This is a genomic window from Rhodopirellula sp. MGV, from assembly GCF_002251265.1.
In the GTDB taxonomy this organism is placed as follows: Bacteria; Planctomycetota; Planctomycetia; order Pirellulales; family Pirellulaceae; genus Stieleria; species Stieleria baltica_A.
This window is the reverse complement of sequence record NZ_NPDI01000025.1, coordinates 54,467-72,513: the sequence shown is the minus strand read 5'-3', so window position 1 is coordinate 72,513 and position 18,047 is coordinate 54,467. Positions and strand designations below refer to the sequence as shown.

Below are 18,047 nucleotides of genomic sequence, written 5' to 3'. Positions count from 1 at the left end.
GACGGAGTGAAGCGGCGGACCAACCGGGCTGATGAAACAGTTGTTGATCCGCCGCATCGGGGCAGGCGAGTCGCCTAAGCTTTCGTGGCTTTAGAGGGCGTCGCGGTGGTGTTGAGCACACGGCCGGCTTTTTGGTCGGCGATGTTCGCCGTTCCGGCCATGCCCAACAGGCTGGTCAGTTGAGAACGCATGTCCTCGGAACCGGCCATTCCCATCATTTTTGCGATCAAAGCCGCAATCGACAGGTCTTTGACGCCGTCGGTATCCAGGTTGAACTGGCTGATCAGGCCGCTGAGCTGGTCTTTGAAGTACTCGGCATTGCCATCGAAGAACGTGTCCTTGATGTCGGTCGCAACACGGCTGTTGTACACGAACCGGTCGATCGCCTTGCCACCCTTGACGGCCGAGGTGATCTGTTCGAAGAACTCGCCATCGCCACCGACAATGTCGATCCGAGCGGCTTTGAGTGCTTCGCCGACGACACCCGCTTGGCTTTCGGCAATTCCACGCTGTGCATCGATGGCCGCGATCTCGACGTCCTTTTCTTTGTTGAGTCGCAACTTGAATTCTTCGTGTTCCTTGCCGACGCTGTCGAGCACTTTCATCGCTTCGGCCTTCTCGGTGATACCGGTCGCTTCGGCGCGGTATTTTTCCAAGTCGACGTTGGCTTCGGCCATGCCTTGTTTCTCGACGGCAGCCGCTTTGGCTTCGATGCCCTTGGCTTCGGCAACCGCTTTCTTTTCCATGACGGTCGCTTCGGCGGTGCCTTCTTTTTCCAAGCTTGCCGCTTTGGCTTCTTGCACGCGTGCTTCTGCCAAGCCCTTGGCGGCGGAGGTTGCCGCTTCGCCTTCGGCCAGCATCTTCGCGGCTGCGGTTTCTTTTTCGGCGGCGTCGCGTTTTGCTTCGGCTTCGATGCGGACCTTTTCAGCCAGCAATGCGCTGGATTCTTTTTCCGCTTGAGCCTGTTTGGTTTGGCGGATTAGTTCCTCTTCTGCCTTCATTTCGGCAGCGGTGACCTGAACCTTCTTCAGACGCTCGGCCTTCGCGATCTCTTCGGTGTCTTTGATACGCTCTTGTTCTTCGACTACAGCGCGTTCGACGGAGACACGTTCGCGAATGACTTCTTGAATGTTGCGGCGTTCGGTTTCGATCGCCTTTTCTTTTTCGACTTCGGCAACACCGACAACCCGCAGGCGTTCGGTGGCTTCCAAGTCGCGGTCTCGATTGACACGTTCGAGTTCGACCGCGTCGGTCTTTTCTTTGTTTCGTTGTGCCACCAAGATTTGGCGGTCTTTGTTTTGAGTTGCGACACCGATTTCTTCTTCGGTCGCGATGCGAGCCCGTTCGGATTCCAGGCGTTGTTCTTCGTGGACCTTCTTTGCCGAGGCTTGTTCGCGGGCGGTGATCTCGGCGATCTCGCGGCGTTGTTTTTCGACCGCTTCGACGCGTTGGCGTTCCAAAGCAAGGATTGTTTCTTCGGCTTCGACGTCCTGTTTTTTCAGCGTCTTTTCTTTGTCACGGGTGAACTGGTTTTCCTTGACCTTTTCGGCCGCGGTCAGTTCGGTGATTTTCTTGATCCCTTCGGCATCCAGAATGTTGTTCGGCGACAACATTTCCAAAGGCGTTTGTTCCAGGTAATCGATCGCCGCGTCGTCCAAGCAGTAACCGTTCAAGTCGGTGCCGATGACTTTCAGAATCTCGGCTTTGAACTTGTCACGTTCTTCGTAAAGCTCGACGAAATCGAATTGCTTTCCGACCGTCTTCAGTGCTTCGGAGAACTTCGCGTCGAACAGTTCACGGAGGGTGTCGATTTCGGAGCAGCGTTTTGCTCCGATCGATGCAGCGACTTCTTTGATCTGCTCGATCGAGCTGTCGACGCGGATAAAGAATGCGACCTTGATGTCGGCACGGATGTTGTCGCGACAGATCAAACCTTCGCTGCCTTGGCGGCTGATTTCAAAACTCTTCAGCGACAGGTCCATCAACTCGTAGCGATGGATGACTGGAAAGACCAGCATGCCTTCGCCGGTTGCGACCATCATCGGTCCGCGTCCCGTCCGCACGATCGCTTTGTCAGGGCCGACGACGTTGAAGCATTTCTTGAACGTTGCAATCACAGCGAAGAAAACGACCACGACCAGACCGAGGAAGAACGCGGTCGGCGCCTCCCATCCGTCAGCCAAGATCAGGATTCCTGGATACATTGTGGTCACAATTCAGTCTCCGGTTTGATTTCTGTAACGGTGTAAATACGTCGTGCAGGATCAAAAGCTACGATCCGTACTTCCGTCCCTTTTGGTATCTCTGGCCCGTTTGTACGGACATTTAGCAGCAAAGGCGCAGCATTCGTCCGAAACTTAGCTTGCCCGAATGATGGGGTCGCACTTACCGACGAAATTTCACAAGTACCGCCCATCAGACGGTGCTGGTCGTATCCCGGCTGAGGTTCGAAGCGTCCCACCAAAGGCTCAGTCGCGAGTTTGGTCGCGACCATCGCGATCACCCCGTTGCGGATCGTCAGCAAAATCACTGGGATCCACGTGGGGGCATAGGATTCGGAATCGAAGCCGTGCCACAGCCCGTACGAAACCGCCCAGAACACCAGGGTGAAAACGCCGAACCAGATCACCAACGGGACGCGCCCGAAGTTCGTTAGCCGGATCGTCATCGCACCCATTCCGGTCAGCAATCCTGCCAAGCCACCTTGCGAGACATCAAAGTCACCAAGTTCGAAATCGCCACCATCGGCTTCCAAGTCGATCCCGTCCGCTCCTGGATCAAGGTCCAGAGAACCGTCGATATCAACGTCACCTTCGAGACCTAGATCCACCAATCCGATCATCGCGATCAGTGCATAAAGCACCATCAAGCAGACCAGCACCGAGGCTGGCCAAACCGGTCCGATAAACAGTTGGTCTAGAAAGTCTTTGATTGCCTCATTCACAGCGATTTCGCCTACACGAGTCGTTCGAGTCACCTTAGGACTCGTTAGCGTAGGGCATCAATGGAGGCCAGATGGGGCGCGAAATGGGCACCCGCGATAAATTTCCATCAGGTCGCAGAAAGACACCGTCGCCCGGCGCTGTCCCGTGATCTGGTGCGATTCAGTTTTAGATGAACAGTTCCGGCTCGGCTGGCGAGACCTGTTCCATTGGCAAGCCAATCGGCCCGAGTGAGATCCGGTCGCGGACAGAGCTAAGATTTAAGACGCCAAGCAGACGTCCATGAGGATCGGTGACTGGAAATTGACGAAATTGCGTCGGCAGTCCCGAGATGATGGATTCGAGCGGTGCATCGGGAGGTAGTACCGGTACATCGTGACGCGCCAGTTGTCCGGCTGTGGTCGACAGGTCTGCGTCATTCTTGAGGGCCTCGGCGATGTCGGCGACGGTCACTACCCCGATGTTGTAGCCGGCACCATCAACCACCGGAATGCATTCCAGCGGGATGCTGCGGATCCGCTGTACCAAGTCCACCAGTGGCGTTGTGAAATGGACGGCCGGTGGGTCGAGGATCATGCCTTGCGAAACCGAGAAGCCACGCAACGGTTCGACGATATCTACATGACGTGCTTCGGAGATTCCCGCATAGCAGATGAACAACGCGATCAGCCCGGCGGGAATGGCTTGAAATTGAATCGCTACCCAGCCCATCAGGATGGCACAGAACACTCCGATTGTCGCCGCAATTCGGGTCGCACGGCGATACTCGAGAGCCATCGCTAGAATACTGCGTAAGACTCGTCCGCCATCCATCGGGAAGGCGGGGATGAAGTTAAACAGGATCAGCACTGTGTTTACCGCAACCATGGCGATCATGTAGCCCATCAAGCCGATCGAATTCGACGCTTCGGCAAATTTGGCTTCGGCGACCTCGTTGGTCAAAATCGAAATCGGCGAAGGCAACCAGTCCTCTGGTAGAAACCACCAAGCCGTAAACAGCACGATCAAGATCACAACGTTCACGGCTGGGCCGGCGATCGCCACTAAGAATTCTTGCCACGGGACGCGTGGAATTTTCATTAACCGTGCGACGCCGCCGATCGGGAACAAAGTGATATCAAGCGTGTCGATTCCGAAACGCCTGGCGGTCAATGCATGGCCATATTCGTGCAGCGTGACACAGAAAAACATGCCGCCTAGAACGGCGATGCCGAATAGGGTTCCTAACAGACCATCCTGGTAGCCTGCGTAACCGACATAGGCCACTAGCAGCGCAAACGACCAGTGGACGTAAACGGCGATTCCGAAGTAGGTGCCCAGGTTTAGTCGTTGCTGCCACACGGCGGTCAGCCTAAGGGTATGATCGGGAAATTGATTGGATCGGCAAACAACCGGATCGTCGATCGCAACATTGAAAGCCTCTCTCTTGTACCGCACCGCACTATGTTACGCCACAAACTGATTCACCCCCAGATCTCTTCCATTTTGGCAGCGTCCGGGCATCACAGTACCATTTTGATTGCCGACGGGAACTATCCGGCTGCCAGCAAACGGGGGCCTCGTGCGGAACTGGTCAGTTTGAATTTGATGCCAGGTGTCCCGACTTGCGACCAGGTTTTGGAAGCGTTGATTTCGGCGATCCCGGTGGAAAAGATCGAGACGATGAAAACGGAAACGGAGGGGCCTTATGCATTGGACGGGGACCCGCCGGTCTGGGATGATTATCGAAAGACGATTCGCAACGAAGGCCTGGATCTCGACTTACAACCGATCGAGAAGTGGGACTTCTACAAAGCGGTCAGCACCGAAGATCACGTTCTGACGATCCAAACGGCGGACCAGCAACGCTACGCCAACATTTTGCTGACGGTTGGCGTGCGGATGTAACGAGCGGCGGAACTACCGCCAAAGCCATTCGCGAAAACCTTCAACGACTTGTTGACGTTCGTTAATCGCGCGAAAGGCGACGTAACTGGCTAGAGCGATAGCGACCAGCAACATGGTCGCCCCGCGTGTCGGTGTGGGCCGCGGCGTCAATGCCGCTTTGTGTCGCAAGTGACCGAGCAGCGTTTCCCAGAATGCGGCATTGATAATCGGTTCGAATGATTCGACGGTCGCCGAATCGACAGCTTTATTTCCGGCGGCTCGCAGGTGCACTTTCAGTCGCGGCAAAAACACTTGCATGACCTGTTTGTCGCAACTCGCATCGGGGTCCATTTCGCGAGCCGCGGCTAACAACGGTTCGAGAATCTGTTCCGGCGTGCGGCCATAGACAACCAAACGCGGTCGGCTGGTCATTGCGATCAGTGTTACGATCAAGGCGTAAAAGGTGATCAATGCGACCCAAACCCAGGGTCCAAAAGCGCCGGCCGCTGCTTTGGGGAAAAACAGTTCCCCCGGACCAATCGCGATCAGCCCACAAATCGCAAAGCTGATCGCGGCGATGTCGCGGCCGCCCGTGGTGACCAGAACGCGACCGCTTAACCGGATCATCGCCAGCAGCAACAAATACGCGATCAGCGGAAACAACGCGATCAGCAGAAAGAAAGGCTCCAGCGGCATCGTTTCCCGGTCAGAGAGTTCGTGGATTGGTTTGGTATATCATAAGCCAGTTCCGAGCAACCGCGAGGGGGAGCTGGACGAAGGGCGGGTTGATGGACCAAGTGAATGATCCTTGCAATCGGATCGATCAACACAATGAGGGGTACTCGCCAGGATGACGTGAACGCTTCGAGACGCCTGGTCCGCAATTGGACGCAACTCTTCACTGCGCCCCGCTCGACGACCATGCCTGCCGAAGAGTATCGTTTTTTCATCCATGAATACCCCGAACACGACGACGGTGAGCCAACCCAACGTGTCTGCCTTTGATTCGAACTACGCCGACACACGCCAATTGGTCAATCGAATTGACGATGCCTTGGCAAACGTGGACGGCCAACTCGAACAAATCGACCAAGCCGAATATCCGTTCGAACTCAGCGTGATCGTTCCCGTTTTTAATGAACGGCAAACGCTGCCAAAGATCTTAGAGCGGATTGATGAGGTTATGCCAGAGTCGACGCAGGTCATCGTCATCGATGATGCCAGCACCGATGGCACCTCGGTTTGGTTGGCGTCGCTGCCGCAGCGAAGCAACCGCAAAATCCTTCGCCGGATCTGCAATCATGGCAAAGGTTCGGCTGTGCGATTGGGGATCCGCCATAGCCAAGGTCGTGTCGTCGCGATTCAAGATGCCGACACCGAATACGATCCCAAGGATCTGTTGCAAGTCATCGAGCCGGTTTTGAAAGGCGACGAAGACGTCGTGTATGGGTCGCGTTACCTGGGCGAGATCGATGACCCGTCTTGGGTGCACCGATTCGGGAATTGGGTACTGACCGCATCCAGCAACTGTATGACCGGCCAGCGCCTGACCGATATGGAAACATGTCACAAGGCGTTTCGTGGCGATCTCGTTCGATCGATTTCGATTCGCGAATGCCGCTTCGGATTCGAACCAGAAATCACCAGCAAGGTTGCTGCCCGCGGTGTCAGAATTGCAGAAGTCCCGACCGGTTACGAATACCGCAGCTACGAAGAAGGCAAAAAGATCACCTGGAAAGACGGTGTCGCGGCGTTCGCATGTATGTGGCGCTATCGAAACCGCGGATGGTTCCGACGTGGTTTCCAAGGGATCGGGCGTTTAGCCAAACGAACGCTGGTTCGCAAAGAATCCTGATCGCGGTCGGATGACCATCGCGATCAGTGAAGCACTCATTTGATCATTCGCCTGCCTTATTCAGGCAAATGGCGTGGATACATTGGTGTTTCGGCCGGAGGCAATGGAACACCACGTTCTTCTTGGTAGCGCCGTCGTTCAACGGCACTGGCGTAGAATCGCAGCCAAGTGTCTGTGTCTTCGACACACATCCACTCGATAGCCTTGCCGGGGACGTCGACCATCTTTTCACAGCATGGCAGGATGTCGCGATAGATGATCATGTAAAGGTCACGATCACTGAGGTGATCGGTGCACCGTAGTACAATGTTCTTGCTGTGCAGTCGTTCGATCGTTTCGTACAGCGTGACAGCAAGTTCGCGTTCGCTGATCGAGTCCGGCGAACCGAGTGCGAGCGGCGGGTCAAACCATTCGGCGATCGGCAATGCTGGGGCGCGTTCCCATGCGAGCATCGACGCCAAGTACTCGTTTTCGGCATGCAGGGGCATGCGATTGATCGAGTGATCGATCGACTCGTCGCGGTAGGGCTCCAGCTCGTCCCGTAGCCGTGCATTGGCCAGCAACAAGTCGACTTCGTCGAACGTTTGTCGGCGGGTTTCTCGCATGTCCATTGGGTTCGATAGAGTCCAATCTTGCGCGGGTGGGGCTGGCATGGAAGCCGTCAGGTCCGTCACTGAGGCGTGCCAGCATCGATCGAAGTGTTTCGCAGGTGCGTTTCCGATTGACGCTTTGATGTTATCTGTCAGCCACCGCTACTCAACTTTGAACTGAAGCAAATCCAATGTTTCATTTCATTTTCCGAAGCCTTGCGTTCGCGTGATCGTTACGAACGGAATGCCTTATCAGGGCTTGCCGTCAAAACTGGATAAAATGCTCAAGTACGGACATTCGCACCGATTCGTGCCTCCCCCCCGCTGTCACCACCATTCGTCCAAGCTCCGAAAACAGTAAAACGGCTACGCTGCTGGTGCTGCCATCAACTTGCGATAGAGCGCGACATGGCCGTCAATCATTTGCGAAACGGAAAAGTCACGCTCGACCAGTGCTTTGGCGTTCTCAGCCAATCGCAGGCATTCATCGGGATCGTCCAGCAACTCCAATGCGTGTCGAGCGAATTCGGCACGATCACCAAGTGGTGCCAAGCGACCCGTTTCCCCGTTCCGGATCAGCTCTCGATTGGGCTGAATATCTGATGCGATCACAGGCACGCCGGCCTGCATCGCTTCGATAACCGCGTTGCTTTGCCCTTCGTACTCGCTTCCATTCCAAAACAGATCTGCATGGGGCAGCAAATCAGCCACATCGTTGCGTTGACCGACGAAGGCGACGTGTTTTGGGGTCGTTACCGCATCGCGAAACCGAAGCAGTTCGTCACGCTGCGGGCCCTCACCAATAACCACGAAAGTCGTGTCTTGCCGTGTCGCACCAACGAGCTCACCTGCCCAGACCAAGTCACGGTAGCGTTTCTGTGCCCACAGACGACCGACAGAGATGATCAAACGACGGTCCGGCGCCACGCCCAATCGCCTGAACGCTTCATAGCGATCGATCGACGATGGTTGCCTGGCGGGAATTCCGTTGCGAATGACATGGAACAACTCCGCTGAAATTCCATGCTGGGTATAAAACGTCTGCGTCGCGGCACTGTTGGTTGTCATCGCGGCAGAGTGCTTTGCCAGGTAGCGATCGATTTTCCAGTGCCACCATGTTTTCCACGGGTCGATACAACGCTCGCTGCCAATGATCACCGGGACTTTCGCAAGACGTGCGGCCATCCGCCCGAACGCATTTGCGGCGAAGATCCAAGTGTGCGCGATGTCGGGTGCGAACTGTTGCAGTTCGTTTCTCAGTCGAAACAACGCGCTCGGATCGGCTTTGAAACGCTTCCCAATCACGGTGTAGTCGACACCGCCATCGCGTAGTTCGTTACATCGTGGGCCACCCCGCGTCAGCAAGAAGACTTTCACGTCAAATTCGTCGCGAGGAAGATTGCAAGCCAGCAGTGCGAGCTGTTTTTCCGCACCACCACGGTCCATCGTGGGGATGATCAATGCCAGTTTTCGCTTCATCGTTCTCTAAGCACCCTGCATGCGATGTCCGTTCGAATTGTTTCGATCTTGAACCAATCCCCGAAACAGTCGAACGTAAGCCTGCAGCGATTCATTCTCGTCTCGCAAGCTGTGCATGCGTTTGAAAAGTTCCTTGGATTGGCGCTGTGCTGCCGGAATGTCACTCAAAATGGATTCGATCGCGATGCGAAGCGTGCGAGGCCGTTGTGGTTCAAACCAGCGAATGCCAGATTCGAATCGCCCGTCAGCGATCTCTTGCTGGACTTCGGCAGTTGATACCGCGAAGAATTCACGAGCAACTTCGGTGTTCGCGATGACCAACGGGATCGCGTGTGCGACTGCTTGCGGAAGATGGCTTTGGTATCCGTCATCCCCGGCATGGACCAACAGATCCGCTGCTTGAAACAAGTCGCCGATGATCCCAAATGATCCCGGCATCGCCATCGCTTGGCGAAGTCCTTCGCCTTTGAGGTGTGAAAAAATCGAATCACGCTTCGGCCCGTCTCCGATCATCCAATACTGAAGTCCGGGGATCCGTTCGCTCAAGATGCGTGCCGATTGAACCAGTTTCATTAGCCCTGAATCTTGGCACATCCGCTCGACCGACAGGACGACGGACATGGTGTCGAAGACGTGCAGGTCACCGTTAATTTTGGCCAATGCCGTGCGCAGTTCGGCTTTGTCGTGGAGCGATGAATCGGGGACTCGACCGATGCCGATCGGGATCCGACAAAACTTCGCGTCGTTGTACCCTTCACTCAACATCCGTCGGTGCACGGAAGCTGAATTGACGACCACTGCGTCGGCGTCTCGAGCCGCACTGATGCAGCGCCGCACGTTCCGGCGGCTGTCGCTAGAAGTTAAGTCGCTTGCGGCACCAAAACCGGCGACACGGACCACGACGGGGAGATTCAGTTTGCGTGCCGATTCGACGGCGGCCACGCACTCTTCGGTCGCCCCGTCACAATAGATCAAGTCCGCCGACGCATGATTTTCGCAGACCCAATCACGCAAGGACTTGATGTACTTGCCTACGGAACGGTCGCCACGACTGGTCCAACCGGAGCGGAAGATTCTTAGTGGCCGATGGATCGCGAACTCGCGAAATTGAAACTGCTCCGACCAGGTGTTGGCCTGGCGTGGCGTAACGACTTCGACATGATGGCCGAGTTGATGTAGCCGCGTCGCCAAGTCGATCAGGTGTCCGGCATCGTCGAACGAACCCAATGGCCAGAAATGGCGACCGATCAACAGCACACGGAGCCGACGATCCGATTGATTCACTGCTTCGATTTATGCTCAGTCGCGGCGATTTCTTCGGGTTCCAGAACAGCCAGGTATGGCAGGTTCCGGTACATGTCCAGGTAGTCGAGTCCATAGCCGACGACGAACTCGTCGGGGATTTCGAACGCGACAAAATCGGGACGGAGCGACACGGCGTGTTCACGGTGCTTGTGAAGCAATACGGCGGTCTTGACCGATTTGGCGCCGCGGTCTTTGATCAATCCTGTCAGGCGGTCGAGTGTCTTGCCTGTATCAAAAATGTCGTCGACCAGCAGCACTTCGCGATCGGCAACGTCAATCAACATATCGGCGGAGACATCCAGCTGGCCCGATTCCGTACCACCACGGTAGCTTGACGCCTGGATCACGCCGACGCGCTGCGGCATCGACAGACGGCGGATCAAATCCGCAAACAGCACCAAGCTTCCCGTCATGACCGCGATCACGGTCAGCGGGCGTTCGCTCCCGTAGAAGCGGTCGATTTCGGTGGCCAGTCGCTCGACGCCGGCCTGTAATTGTTGTTCGTCCAACAAAACTCGCATTCGATCCAGATTCCTGTTGTTCCAGTGTGGGACGATTCTCCGCCATTGAAGTGGTTGGCGGCACGATCGGTCGTCCCGAGCGAAAAAAATTTCATTCTTTGTCGAATCCGCCACAGTCTGCGGCCGATCACTTGTTTCTGTCACATCACATCTGATGTCATTGCATCGCAACAGCGGCGTTATTCGTGAGTCTCGGGAGGGTCTCGCAAGTCACCTTAGCGGATCGCCAAACACGTTTTGGGGATTGCCGACACAAGCTTTTTGGCGAACTAGGCAAGCTGGGCTCCGCTTGCGTTCTCCAACTCGCAAATGCGATGCAACCGTCATTATGAACCGATGAACGATACACCGACAGGCTTAACAGCACGAGTGCAGGAACCCCCGCGGCAAGACGCTTCGAATGACCAATTCCCAACGACTGACGACCGTTCGCGCCCACTTACGCAGGTGGATTCAAGCCACCTACGCTGCCGGAATGGATTTGGCGGAGTTCGAGAGTCAGGCGACGGTCGGAATTGCGTCGGAGTCGATTTTAATTCGCGAAGGCTACTATGTCGGACGAACGTTCTGTATCGGAACCGGGGAAGGCGAGATTCGGGCGACTTGGTTCATGGAACCTGACGAGCTGAAAATCCGTGAATTAGACGGATCGATTATCGTCGTTTTCTCTGGCGAAGAGATTTACGCCGTAGAAACACCAGCGGTGGTCGCCCAAACCGACGTCGTCGAAGAGGTTGTGGCGGATTCACAGGAGCCTGCTGAGGAAATCGTGACCGAAGAAGCGGTCGTCGAAGAGGAGTCCACCGTTGCGGCGGAGGTCGAAGAAGCCGACGAGCAGGATTCGGGCCCAGTTTCGATTCCAATGACCGCGGCAGCCGAGACCGTTGACGAAGAGAGCGATGTCGCCGCAGAAACCGAGCATGAGGCGTCTGCGAGCAGCGAACCCGAACAGGGCGACGGACTGTCTAAGGCTGCTTAGTGGACAACCGGTTTTCCAATCGTGAAGTCGGTGCTAAGCTATCGCAAGTCAATCAAAAAAATGCCGGATGGGTGGCCGAGTGGTCGAAGGCACTGGTCTTGAAAACCAGCGTAGGGCAACCTACCGTGGGTTCGAATCCCACCCCATCCGCTGTTTCTGTTCAGGGCCCGGTCCAACGCCCTGCCGCCTAATGCGTGCGCCGCTTTTTTGCGTACCTGTCACGAGCGGTTCGAATTTGACGTTTGTGTTCGAGCAGAAGAATGCTCCGCAGACGGGTTTGTCAAATCGTTGAAGCGAAGGTGTGTTTCAAGACCGACGATCGCCTTGCGTCATCTAGGCACTCGTCTCGGTCCCGTGCTGGTGTTTTTGGCTCCGGAGGAGTCTTCGTTGGTAGCTCGGGGCGGCAGCTCCAAGAGATGAAATCATACGAAGTACGATCGCCCCGGAGGGGCCAGCGTTGATGCGGTGTTCGACCGACGTCGGCCCCTCCGGGGCGGTTACGTTTGATGGACCGCAAGTCTCGGGGCTTCCGCCCCGAGCTAACGAAGCCGGCCCCCCCGGGGCGATGATTCGAGCTATCGGGTGAACTTTGGGAGACATCTTCTGTGGCGTCGCATTGTTGAAAACGCACGGCTCCAAACGGGCCGTGCCAGATGAATGTTGGCCAGGCTTCTTCTGACCACGATGTGTCTCGGTGAACGACGATCGCCTTGCGTCATCTAGGCACTCGTCTCGGTCCCGTGGCGGTGTTTTTTGGCTCCGGAGGAGTCTTCATTGGTAGCTCGGGGCGGCAGCCCCGAGAGATGAAATGACACGAAGTACGATCGCCCCGGAGGGGCCGGCGTTGATGCTTGAACGTTGCCACGCCTGAACCCATTCCAACGAATCCGCGCGATAAAGCTCGGCAAGTTCATCTGGTCGCTGGCCACAATGGAGGAACTTGAGTTCTCGGTTGTTTGGTAGAATGCTGCCGCCGGCGAGTGGCGTTCGGTTGCGGCTTGTCGGTCGGGTTCATTTTCGCGTTGGCAGAATTGTTCATGGTGGGTTCGCTTCGACGGTCGGCTCGCGTCTATCGGCTGATTAGGATTTCGACGTTGCTGATCGGCGTCTGCTGTAGCTACGAGTGGGGCAACAATTCCACGCTCGCCCAGACTGCGACCAACGTTACACCACGACGGATCGAGAACTCGAACCTACCGAATCCGATCCGTATCCACGATCGCGTCATTTCGGGCGGTTTGCCCGAAGGCGACGAAGCGTTTCGCGAGCTTGCCGAGCGTGGCATCAAAACGATCATCAGCGTTGATGGGATGACTCCTGACATCGATACCGCAGCGAAGTACGGATTGCACTACGTTCATTTGCCGCACGGCTACGATGGCATCCCTGCTTCACGAGTCAAAGAATTGGCCAAAGCTGTCAAAGAACTGCAGGGGCCGATCTACATTCACTGTCACCATGGAAAACACCGCAGTCCTGCGGCGGCAAGTGTGGCCTGCGTCTCCGCTGGCCTGATCCCGTCCAGCCAAGCAGTCGCCATCTTGGAACTCGCTGGCACCAATCCGAACTACAAAGGCCTTTACAAGGCAGCCGAAAAGGCCGCGCCGATTTCGCCCGACCAGTTGTCGGATCTGGAAGTCGAATTCAAGGAGGTCCAAGCGATCCCGCCGATGGCGGAAGCAATGGTGACGATGAGTCACACGCATAATCATCTGGTCGCGATTGCAAACGCCAGTTGGAAATCGCCCCCCAATCACCCCGATCTCGATCCCGCGCATGAGGTGTTGCTCAACCGCGAGCTTTACGCCGAACTTTTGCGAACCAACGAGGTCACCGGTAAGCCTGCCGACTTCCGTGCGTGGCTATTGGATTCTCAACAAGCGACTGAAGAACTTGAGCAGCAGCTTGAAAAATGGAATGCTTCCGGCAACCGCTTCGCCCCGCCTGAGTCGCTCGATAAACTGGTCCAACGAATCTCGGCCAACTGTAAAGCTTGCCACGTCAAGTATCGTGATGTGCCGTTGACGGAATAAGACGCCACTCAAGAGGAATCGCACGGCATGATCGAAGTGTTTCACAACCCACGCTGCACCAAGTCACGAGAAGCGGTGGAGCTATTAAAGTCACGCGGGATTGAATTCGAAGAAATCCGATACTTGGACGATCCGCCCTCGGCAAAGGTCCTACGCCAAGTGATTAAAAAGCTTGGCATCAAGCCAGAACAGCTCGTGCGGAAGAAGGAGAAGTTGTACAAGGAACTGGATTTGGATGCGGAGTCATTTACCGATCGCGATTGGATCGATGTGATGGTCGCGAATCCGAAACTCATTGAACGCCCGATCGTCATCCAGGGTGACAAAGCTGCCATCGGTCGGCCGATCGATAACATTGTTGACTTGCTCGACTCCTAATCAATCAACATCCAATCGCGTGGAGGGCCCGCCTTAACCCACGCTCGGTCGTGGAAGCGACTATATTCAAAGTGACGATCCACCGATGGACGGTGACGTGTTCGTCGGTTGGTTGGATTCGCGCGAGTAGAAGTAATGGGCGGCTGGCAAAGGCTGACGTGGTGGCACCGGACCTCTGTCTGGATCGTGATGGCGTTCGGACTGGATGCCATCACCTTCGCTACAGCAAGTGTCTATGCGGAAGACTCTGATGTTGCTTTCGTGATTGGCTTTGAGCGGTTCGGCCGACACGGGGAAGTGGATGAAAAGCTGATGTCAGCACTGCTGGTTAGCGAATTGAATTGCATCGCATGTCATGCAAGTTCCGCACTTCGTCTGACTCCGAAGCTCGCCCCACGTCTTGACGGAGTTGGCAATCGTTTAGACGGTGACTGGATACGGGCGTTCTTGCACGATCCACAATCGACAAAGCCGGGGGCGACCATGCCGGCGATGTTCACAGAATTTGAGTCGGTCGAAAAAAACGACGCGATCGACGCTTTGGTCGCTTACTTGGGATCGAGAACGAAGGCATTCATCGAACCTAAAGCAGGCGGTGCTTTGCCGGTGATCCATGAATTTTGGCGGCATGGCGATCCGACCACCGGGCAAAGACTGTATCACACGGTCGGTTGTGTCGCGTGTCACGAGCCTGACGATCGATTCGAGACCGCCGAGGCAGCACCGTCGGCGATCGACACGCTGATCGAGAATCTCGATGCAGACGAGCTTGATGACCTCGGGCTCGCATCCGCCGCGCGACGAATACCTTCGATTCCGCACAGCGAATTGTCTCACAAATTCTCGCTCCGTTCGCTGACGGCCATGTTGCTAAATCCCAGCCAAACGCATCCGAATGCGCGCATGCCAAACCTGCGACTTTCACCACAAGAAGCTGCCGATATTGCGGCCTACTTGATGGGCATGCAAGCTGACAATACATCCACGAAAAATCCGCAGTCTGAAATTCCTCAACGTTCGCTCAATCAGGAATTGATCGACAAGGGAGCGCGTCTGTTCGTCGAAATGCGATGTGTCAATTGTCATCGCGAAGGTGGCAGCGATTCCCGTCCGGCCAAGGTTCGGTTTGGCGATTTGGATTTTGCTTCGCAAACAAGCTGTATTCAGAATGCGGCTAAGGGCATGCCTCAGTACAAAGTTGATGACGAACAACGCCGTAGCATTGCAGGTGCGCATGATGTGCGAATGGAGCCTGGTTTCGAACCACGAGATGCTTCCGTTTTCCGAATGATGCAGTTGAATTGTTATGGGTGCCACGAACGTGACGGAATCGGCGGGGTGGGGCGTTATCGAAAGCCCTATTTTGAAACCGTGGGGCACGTGGATCTTGGGGATGAAGGTCGATTGCCGCCTTCGTTGGGGCAAGTTGGTTGGAAGCTGCAGCGGACGGCATTGGCGAACATTTTCAAACCACAAACCTCGCCACACCGTGCTTATCTCTCTGCACGGATGCCAGCCTACCCTGCTGAATCTGTCAATGAATTGGTAATCAATCTTCGCGAATCGGATTCATCCTCGGCTGCAGAACGTCAAGACAAGGTGGAATCCGCAGACGAATTGATTTCAGCAGGTCGCGAACTGGCGAATACCGGATGTGTCCAGTGCCATGTGTTTCGCGGTGAGTCACTTCCGGGAGTCGTGGGGGTCGATCTAAGCGGGATCAACTCGCGAGTCTCGCCAAGCTGGTTTCACGCTTTTGTCAGAGATCCGGGGGCGATCAAATCGCGAACGCGGATGCCAACCTTCTTCCCCGATGGGGCAAGCAATCGAAAGGATCTGCTTGATGGTGACGTGGATCGACAGCTATCTGCACTTTGGTCATACCTGAGCAACCTTGGCAAACAGGCGTTGCCGAAGGCGATCGCCGAAGCACGCTCGGCAAACTATGAGCTTTCGCCAACTGACAAGCCGATGATTCTGCGGACGTTTATGGATGACGTTGGGACGCACGCGATTGCGGTCGGATTTCCACAAAAACGACACTACGCGTTCGACGCCGAATCTTGCCAATTGACAGCGGTTTGGAAGGGGCAATTCATCGACGCACAGGGGACTTGGTATGAACGGTTCGCACCGCCAGCAACACCGCTGGGCAGCGACGTCGCGCTACTGTCACCGGTGCAACTGTCGCTTCGCGGCATTCTGCTGAAGCCATCCTTTACGGGATACCGCTTGGACAAGGATAGGGTTCCGACGATGCGATACGACTTTGGAAATATTGATTGCAGTGATCACGTTGTGCCGAATGAGAATCGCGGCTTTCGCCGTGAATTGCGTTTCACTGGGAGCGGGGTGCTCGAACACGCGGAGCTAGCGTTGCATCGAGGGTCTTCGTTGAAGCTGTCGGAGGACGGCTTTTACGTTAGTGAATCAGGAGTCGGAGTGAGGCTTGTTGGGGCATGGGCTGCAAATGCACGTGTGACCGAGACAAACGGAGTGCACGAATTGACTGTCCCGATCGATGGACTAGGTGACCAGACTTTGGCGATGGAGTATCAGTGGTGAAGCGGTCAATGTTTCGAACTCTGCTCGGTGGTGGTCTTTGTTTGCTTGGGTTGCAGATGAGCCGAGAGGCGGGCGCGACCGACAACGAGACGTACCGAATCGTCGATGTCGCGGTCGCGAAGGCAGCAACCGAGTCGCGATCCAAGCATTGGAAACCGGCCCCTGATGGGTTAGCTCTTGAAGTTTCCGGGATGGCGTTCTTGAATGATGATCGACTTGCCGTCGCGATTCGAAAGGGTGAGGTTTGGATACTGGACGGCGTGTACGATGAACCCGCTGAGCAGGTGGAGTACAAACGTTTTGCCACGGCGCTACATGAGCCGCTTGGACTGTTGGCTGACGACGGTGATTTGTTGACGGTGCAGCGAACTGAACTGACACGACTCGCGGATATCGATGGTGATGATATCGCCGACGAATACACGACGGTTGCAAAAGGCTGGGGAGTTACCGGACATTACCATGAGTATGCCTATGGTCCGAAGCGAGATGGCAAGGGAAACCTTTGGATCACGCTGAATATCGGTCTCGGACTAAACGGCGAGCAGCTCAGTCGCACCGTGACCAGCAAGCAGCTTGGGTACCGGCAAGGGCTGTGGCGCGGCTGGGGAATGAAGGTCGCTGCCGACGGAACGCTGGACCCCGTTTGTGCCGGAATGCGTTCGCCGTCAGGTTTAGGGGCGAACGCGGCTGGTGATATGTTCTACACCGATCAGCAGGGCAATTGGGTTGCAACGAATTCGCTACACCATTTGCGTCCAGGGGCGTTTTTTCATCATGTCGAAGCCCTCGCGTCGATGGAGCAACCTGGTTCAACAATTCACGACGTTGAAAACGTTCCAAGCGGTTTGCCTTTGCCGCGAGCTTTGGAAGTGTTTCCACAGCTGAAGGCGCCAGCGGTTTGGTTTCCATACAAAAAGGTCGGGCAGTCAGCGACCGATATCATGTTGGATGAAAGCAACGGAAAGTTTGGCCCGTTCTCTGGTCAATTATTCGTGGGCGAGTTTACCCAAGCTGGCATCAATCGCGTGTTTCTCGAAAAGGTAAACGGCGAATACCAGGGCGCGTGCTTCCCTTTCAAACTCGGCTTCGCGTCTGCGGTGCTGCGGATGGTGCAAGGAAGCGATGGGAGCGTTTTCGTGGGATTGACCAATCGCGGATGGAGCAGCCTAGGCGACGCGAGTTATGGATTGCAGCGTCTGGTGTGGACGGGCGACACACCGTTCGAAATCAAGGAGATGCGGGCCTGTCATGATGGTTTCGAACTCGAATACACCCTGCCGGTCGATGCGAACACGGCCAGCGACGTGAATTCCTATCAGATGAAGAGCTACACGTACTTTTATCATTCGACGTACGGGAGCGACGAAATTCAGACGCAGCCATTGGTGATTCGCTCCGCCACTGTCGCTGAAGACGGACGCACGGTCCGTTTGGAAGTGGATGGCTTGCGTCCGCACTTCGTTCATGAACTGGACGCGTCGGGTGTGCGGGCGCATCGGGAGAGCCGTTAGTTCATCCCGATGCCTATTAC

Annotated in this window: 15 protein-coding genes and 1 tRNA gene; 8 read left to right on the top strand and 8 right to left on the bottom strand. The window is 55.7% G+C overall.

Features of this window, described 5'->3' with window-relative positions; genetic code table 11:
• Positions 1-74 precede the first annotated feature (74 nt).
• From CGZ80_RS08030 to CGZ80_RS08020, 3 genes are all read right to left on the bottom strand, one after another.
• Entirely contained in the window at positions 75-2,204 is a 2,130-nt protein-coding gene (locus tag CGZ80_RS08030) for a flotillin (RefSeq protein ID WP_094413147.1), read from the bottom strand.
• Positions 2,205-2,209: 5 nt separating this feature from the next.
• Positions 2,210-2,977: an OB-fold-containig protein gene (locus CGZ80_RS08025; protein WP_094413145.1), complete on the bottom strand. Its 768-nt coding sequence runs from the start codon at positions 2,975-2,977 to the stop codon at positions 2,210-2,212.
• 133 nt (positions 2,978-3,110) lie between these two features.
• Positions 3,111-4,283, bottom strand: a complete 1,173-nt coding sequence (locus CGZ80_RS08020) for a site-2 protease family protein (protein WP_094413143.1) — start codon at positions 4,281-4,283, stop codon at positions 3,111-3,113.
• A gap of 102 nt (positions 4,284-4,385) precedes the next feature.
• On the opposite strand from CGZ80_RS08020, the gene CGZ80_RS08015 reads away from it, so the two are divergent.
• Positions 4,386-4,829: an RbsD/FucU family protein gene (locus CGZ80_RS08015; protein ID WP_094413218.1), complete on the top strand. Its 444-nt coding sequence runs from the start codon at positions 4,386-4,388 to the stop codon at positions 4,827-4,829.
• A 12-nt stretch (positions 4,830-4,841) separates the two neighbouring features.
• Here the strand turns inward: CGZ80_RS08015 and CGZ80_RS08010 are convergent, their stop codons facing one another.
• On the bottom strand, positions 4,842-5,504 hold the full coding sequence (locus CGZ80_RS08010) for a hypothetical protein (RefSeq protein ID WP_094413141.1): 663 nt from the start codon (positions 5,502-5,504) through the stop codon (positions 4,842-4,844).
• A gap of 256 nt (positions 5,505-5,760) precedes the next feature.
• Between CGZ80_RS08010 and CGZ80_RS08005 the strand changes: the two genes are divergently transcribed.
• Complete coding sequence (locus CGZ80_RS08005) at positions 5,761-6,663, top strand: glycosyltransferase family 2 protein (protein ID WP_094413139.1); 903 nt, start codon at positions 5,761-5,763, stop codon at positions 6,661-6,663.
• Positions 6,664-6,719: 56 nt separating this feature from the next.
• Here CGZ80_RS08005 and CGZ80_RS08000 read toward each other — a convergent pair whose 3' ends face one another.
• The 4 genes from CGZ80_RS08000 to hpt all read right to left on the bottom strand — a co-directional run bounded on the left by CGZ80_RS08000 (position 6,720) and on the right by hpt (position 10,558).
• Positions 6,720-7,316 carry a hypothetical protein gene (locus CGZ80_RS08000; protein ID WP_233148299.1) on the bottom strand — a complete coding sequence of 199 codons (597 nt, stop codon included), beginning with the start codon at positions 7,314-7,316 and terminating at the stop codon, positions 6,720-6,722.
• 303 nt (positions 7,317-7,619) lie between these two features.
• The gene (locus tag CGZ80_RS07995; RefSeq protein ID WP_094413137.1) at positions 7,620-8,732 is read right to left on the bottom strand and encodes a glycosyltransferase; all 1,113 of its coding nucleotides are present in this window, start codon (positions 8,730-8,732) and stop codon (positions 7,620-7,622) included.
• A 6-nt stretch (positions 8,733-8,738) separates the two neighbouring features.
• Positions 8,739-10,016, bottom strand: a complete 1,278-nt coding sequence (locus tag CGZ80_RS07990; protein ID WP_158222605.1) for a glycosyltransferase — start codon at positions 10,014-10,016, stop codon at positions 8,739-8,741.
• Entirely contained in the window at positions 10,013-10,558 is a 546-nt protein-coding gene (gene hpt, locus CGZ80_RS07985; RefSeq protein WP_094413132.1) for a hypoxanthine phosphoribosyltransferase, read from the bottom strand. The genes CGZ80_RS07990 and hpt overlap by 4 nt, the downstream gene beginning before the upstream one ends.
• A 400-nt stretch (positions 10,559-10,958) precedes the next feature.
• Here hpt and CGZ80_RS07980 point away from each other — a divergent pair, with 400 nt between their 5' ends.
• The 6 genes from CGZ80_RS07980 (at position 10,959) to CGZ80_RS07955 (ending at position 18,027) form a co-directional block, all read left to right on the top strand.
• Positions 10,959-11,537: a hypothetical protein gene (locus CGZ80_RS07980; RefSeq protein ID WP_094413130.1), complete on the top strand. Its 579-nt coding sequence runs from the start codon at positions 10,959-10,961 to the stop codon at positions 11,535-11,537.
• 65 nt (positions 11,538-11,602) lie between these two features.
• A tRNA-Ser gene (locus CGZ80_RS07975) sits at positions 11,603-11,687 on the top strand.
• An 872-nt stretch (positions 11,688-12,559) separates the two neighbouring features.
• Positions 12,560-13,570, top strand: coding sequence for a hypothetical protein (locus CGZ80_RS07970; protein WP_143543795.1), 1,011 nt, complete (start codon positions 12,560-12,562; stop codon positions 13,568-13,570).
• A gap of 27 nt (positions 13,571-13,597) precedes the next feature.
• Positions 13,598-13,948 (top strand): arsenate reductase (glutaredoxin), encoded by a 351-nt coding sequence (gene arsC / locus CGZ80_RS07965; protein WP_094413126.1) that lies wholly within the window; start codon positions 13,598-13,600, stop codon positions 13,946-13,948.
• Positions 13,949-14,083: 135 nt separating this feature from the next.
• A complete protein-coding gene (locus CGZ80_RS07960) occupies positions 14,084-16,513 on the top strand; it encodes a c-type cytochrome (RefSeq protein WP_094413124.1) in 2,430 nt (809 codons plus the stop codon).
• An 8-nt stretch (positions 16,514-16,521) separates the two neighbouring features.
• Positions 16,522-18,027 carry a hypothetical protein gene (locus CGZ80_RS07955; RefSeq protein ID WP_315851414.1) on the top strand — a complete coding sequence of 502 codons (1,506 nt, stop codon included), beginning with the start codon at positions 16,522-16,524 and terminating at the stop codon, positions 18,025-18,027.
• Positions 18,028-18,047: the final 20 nt, after the last annotated feature.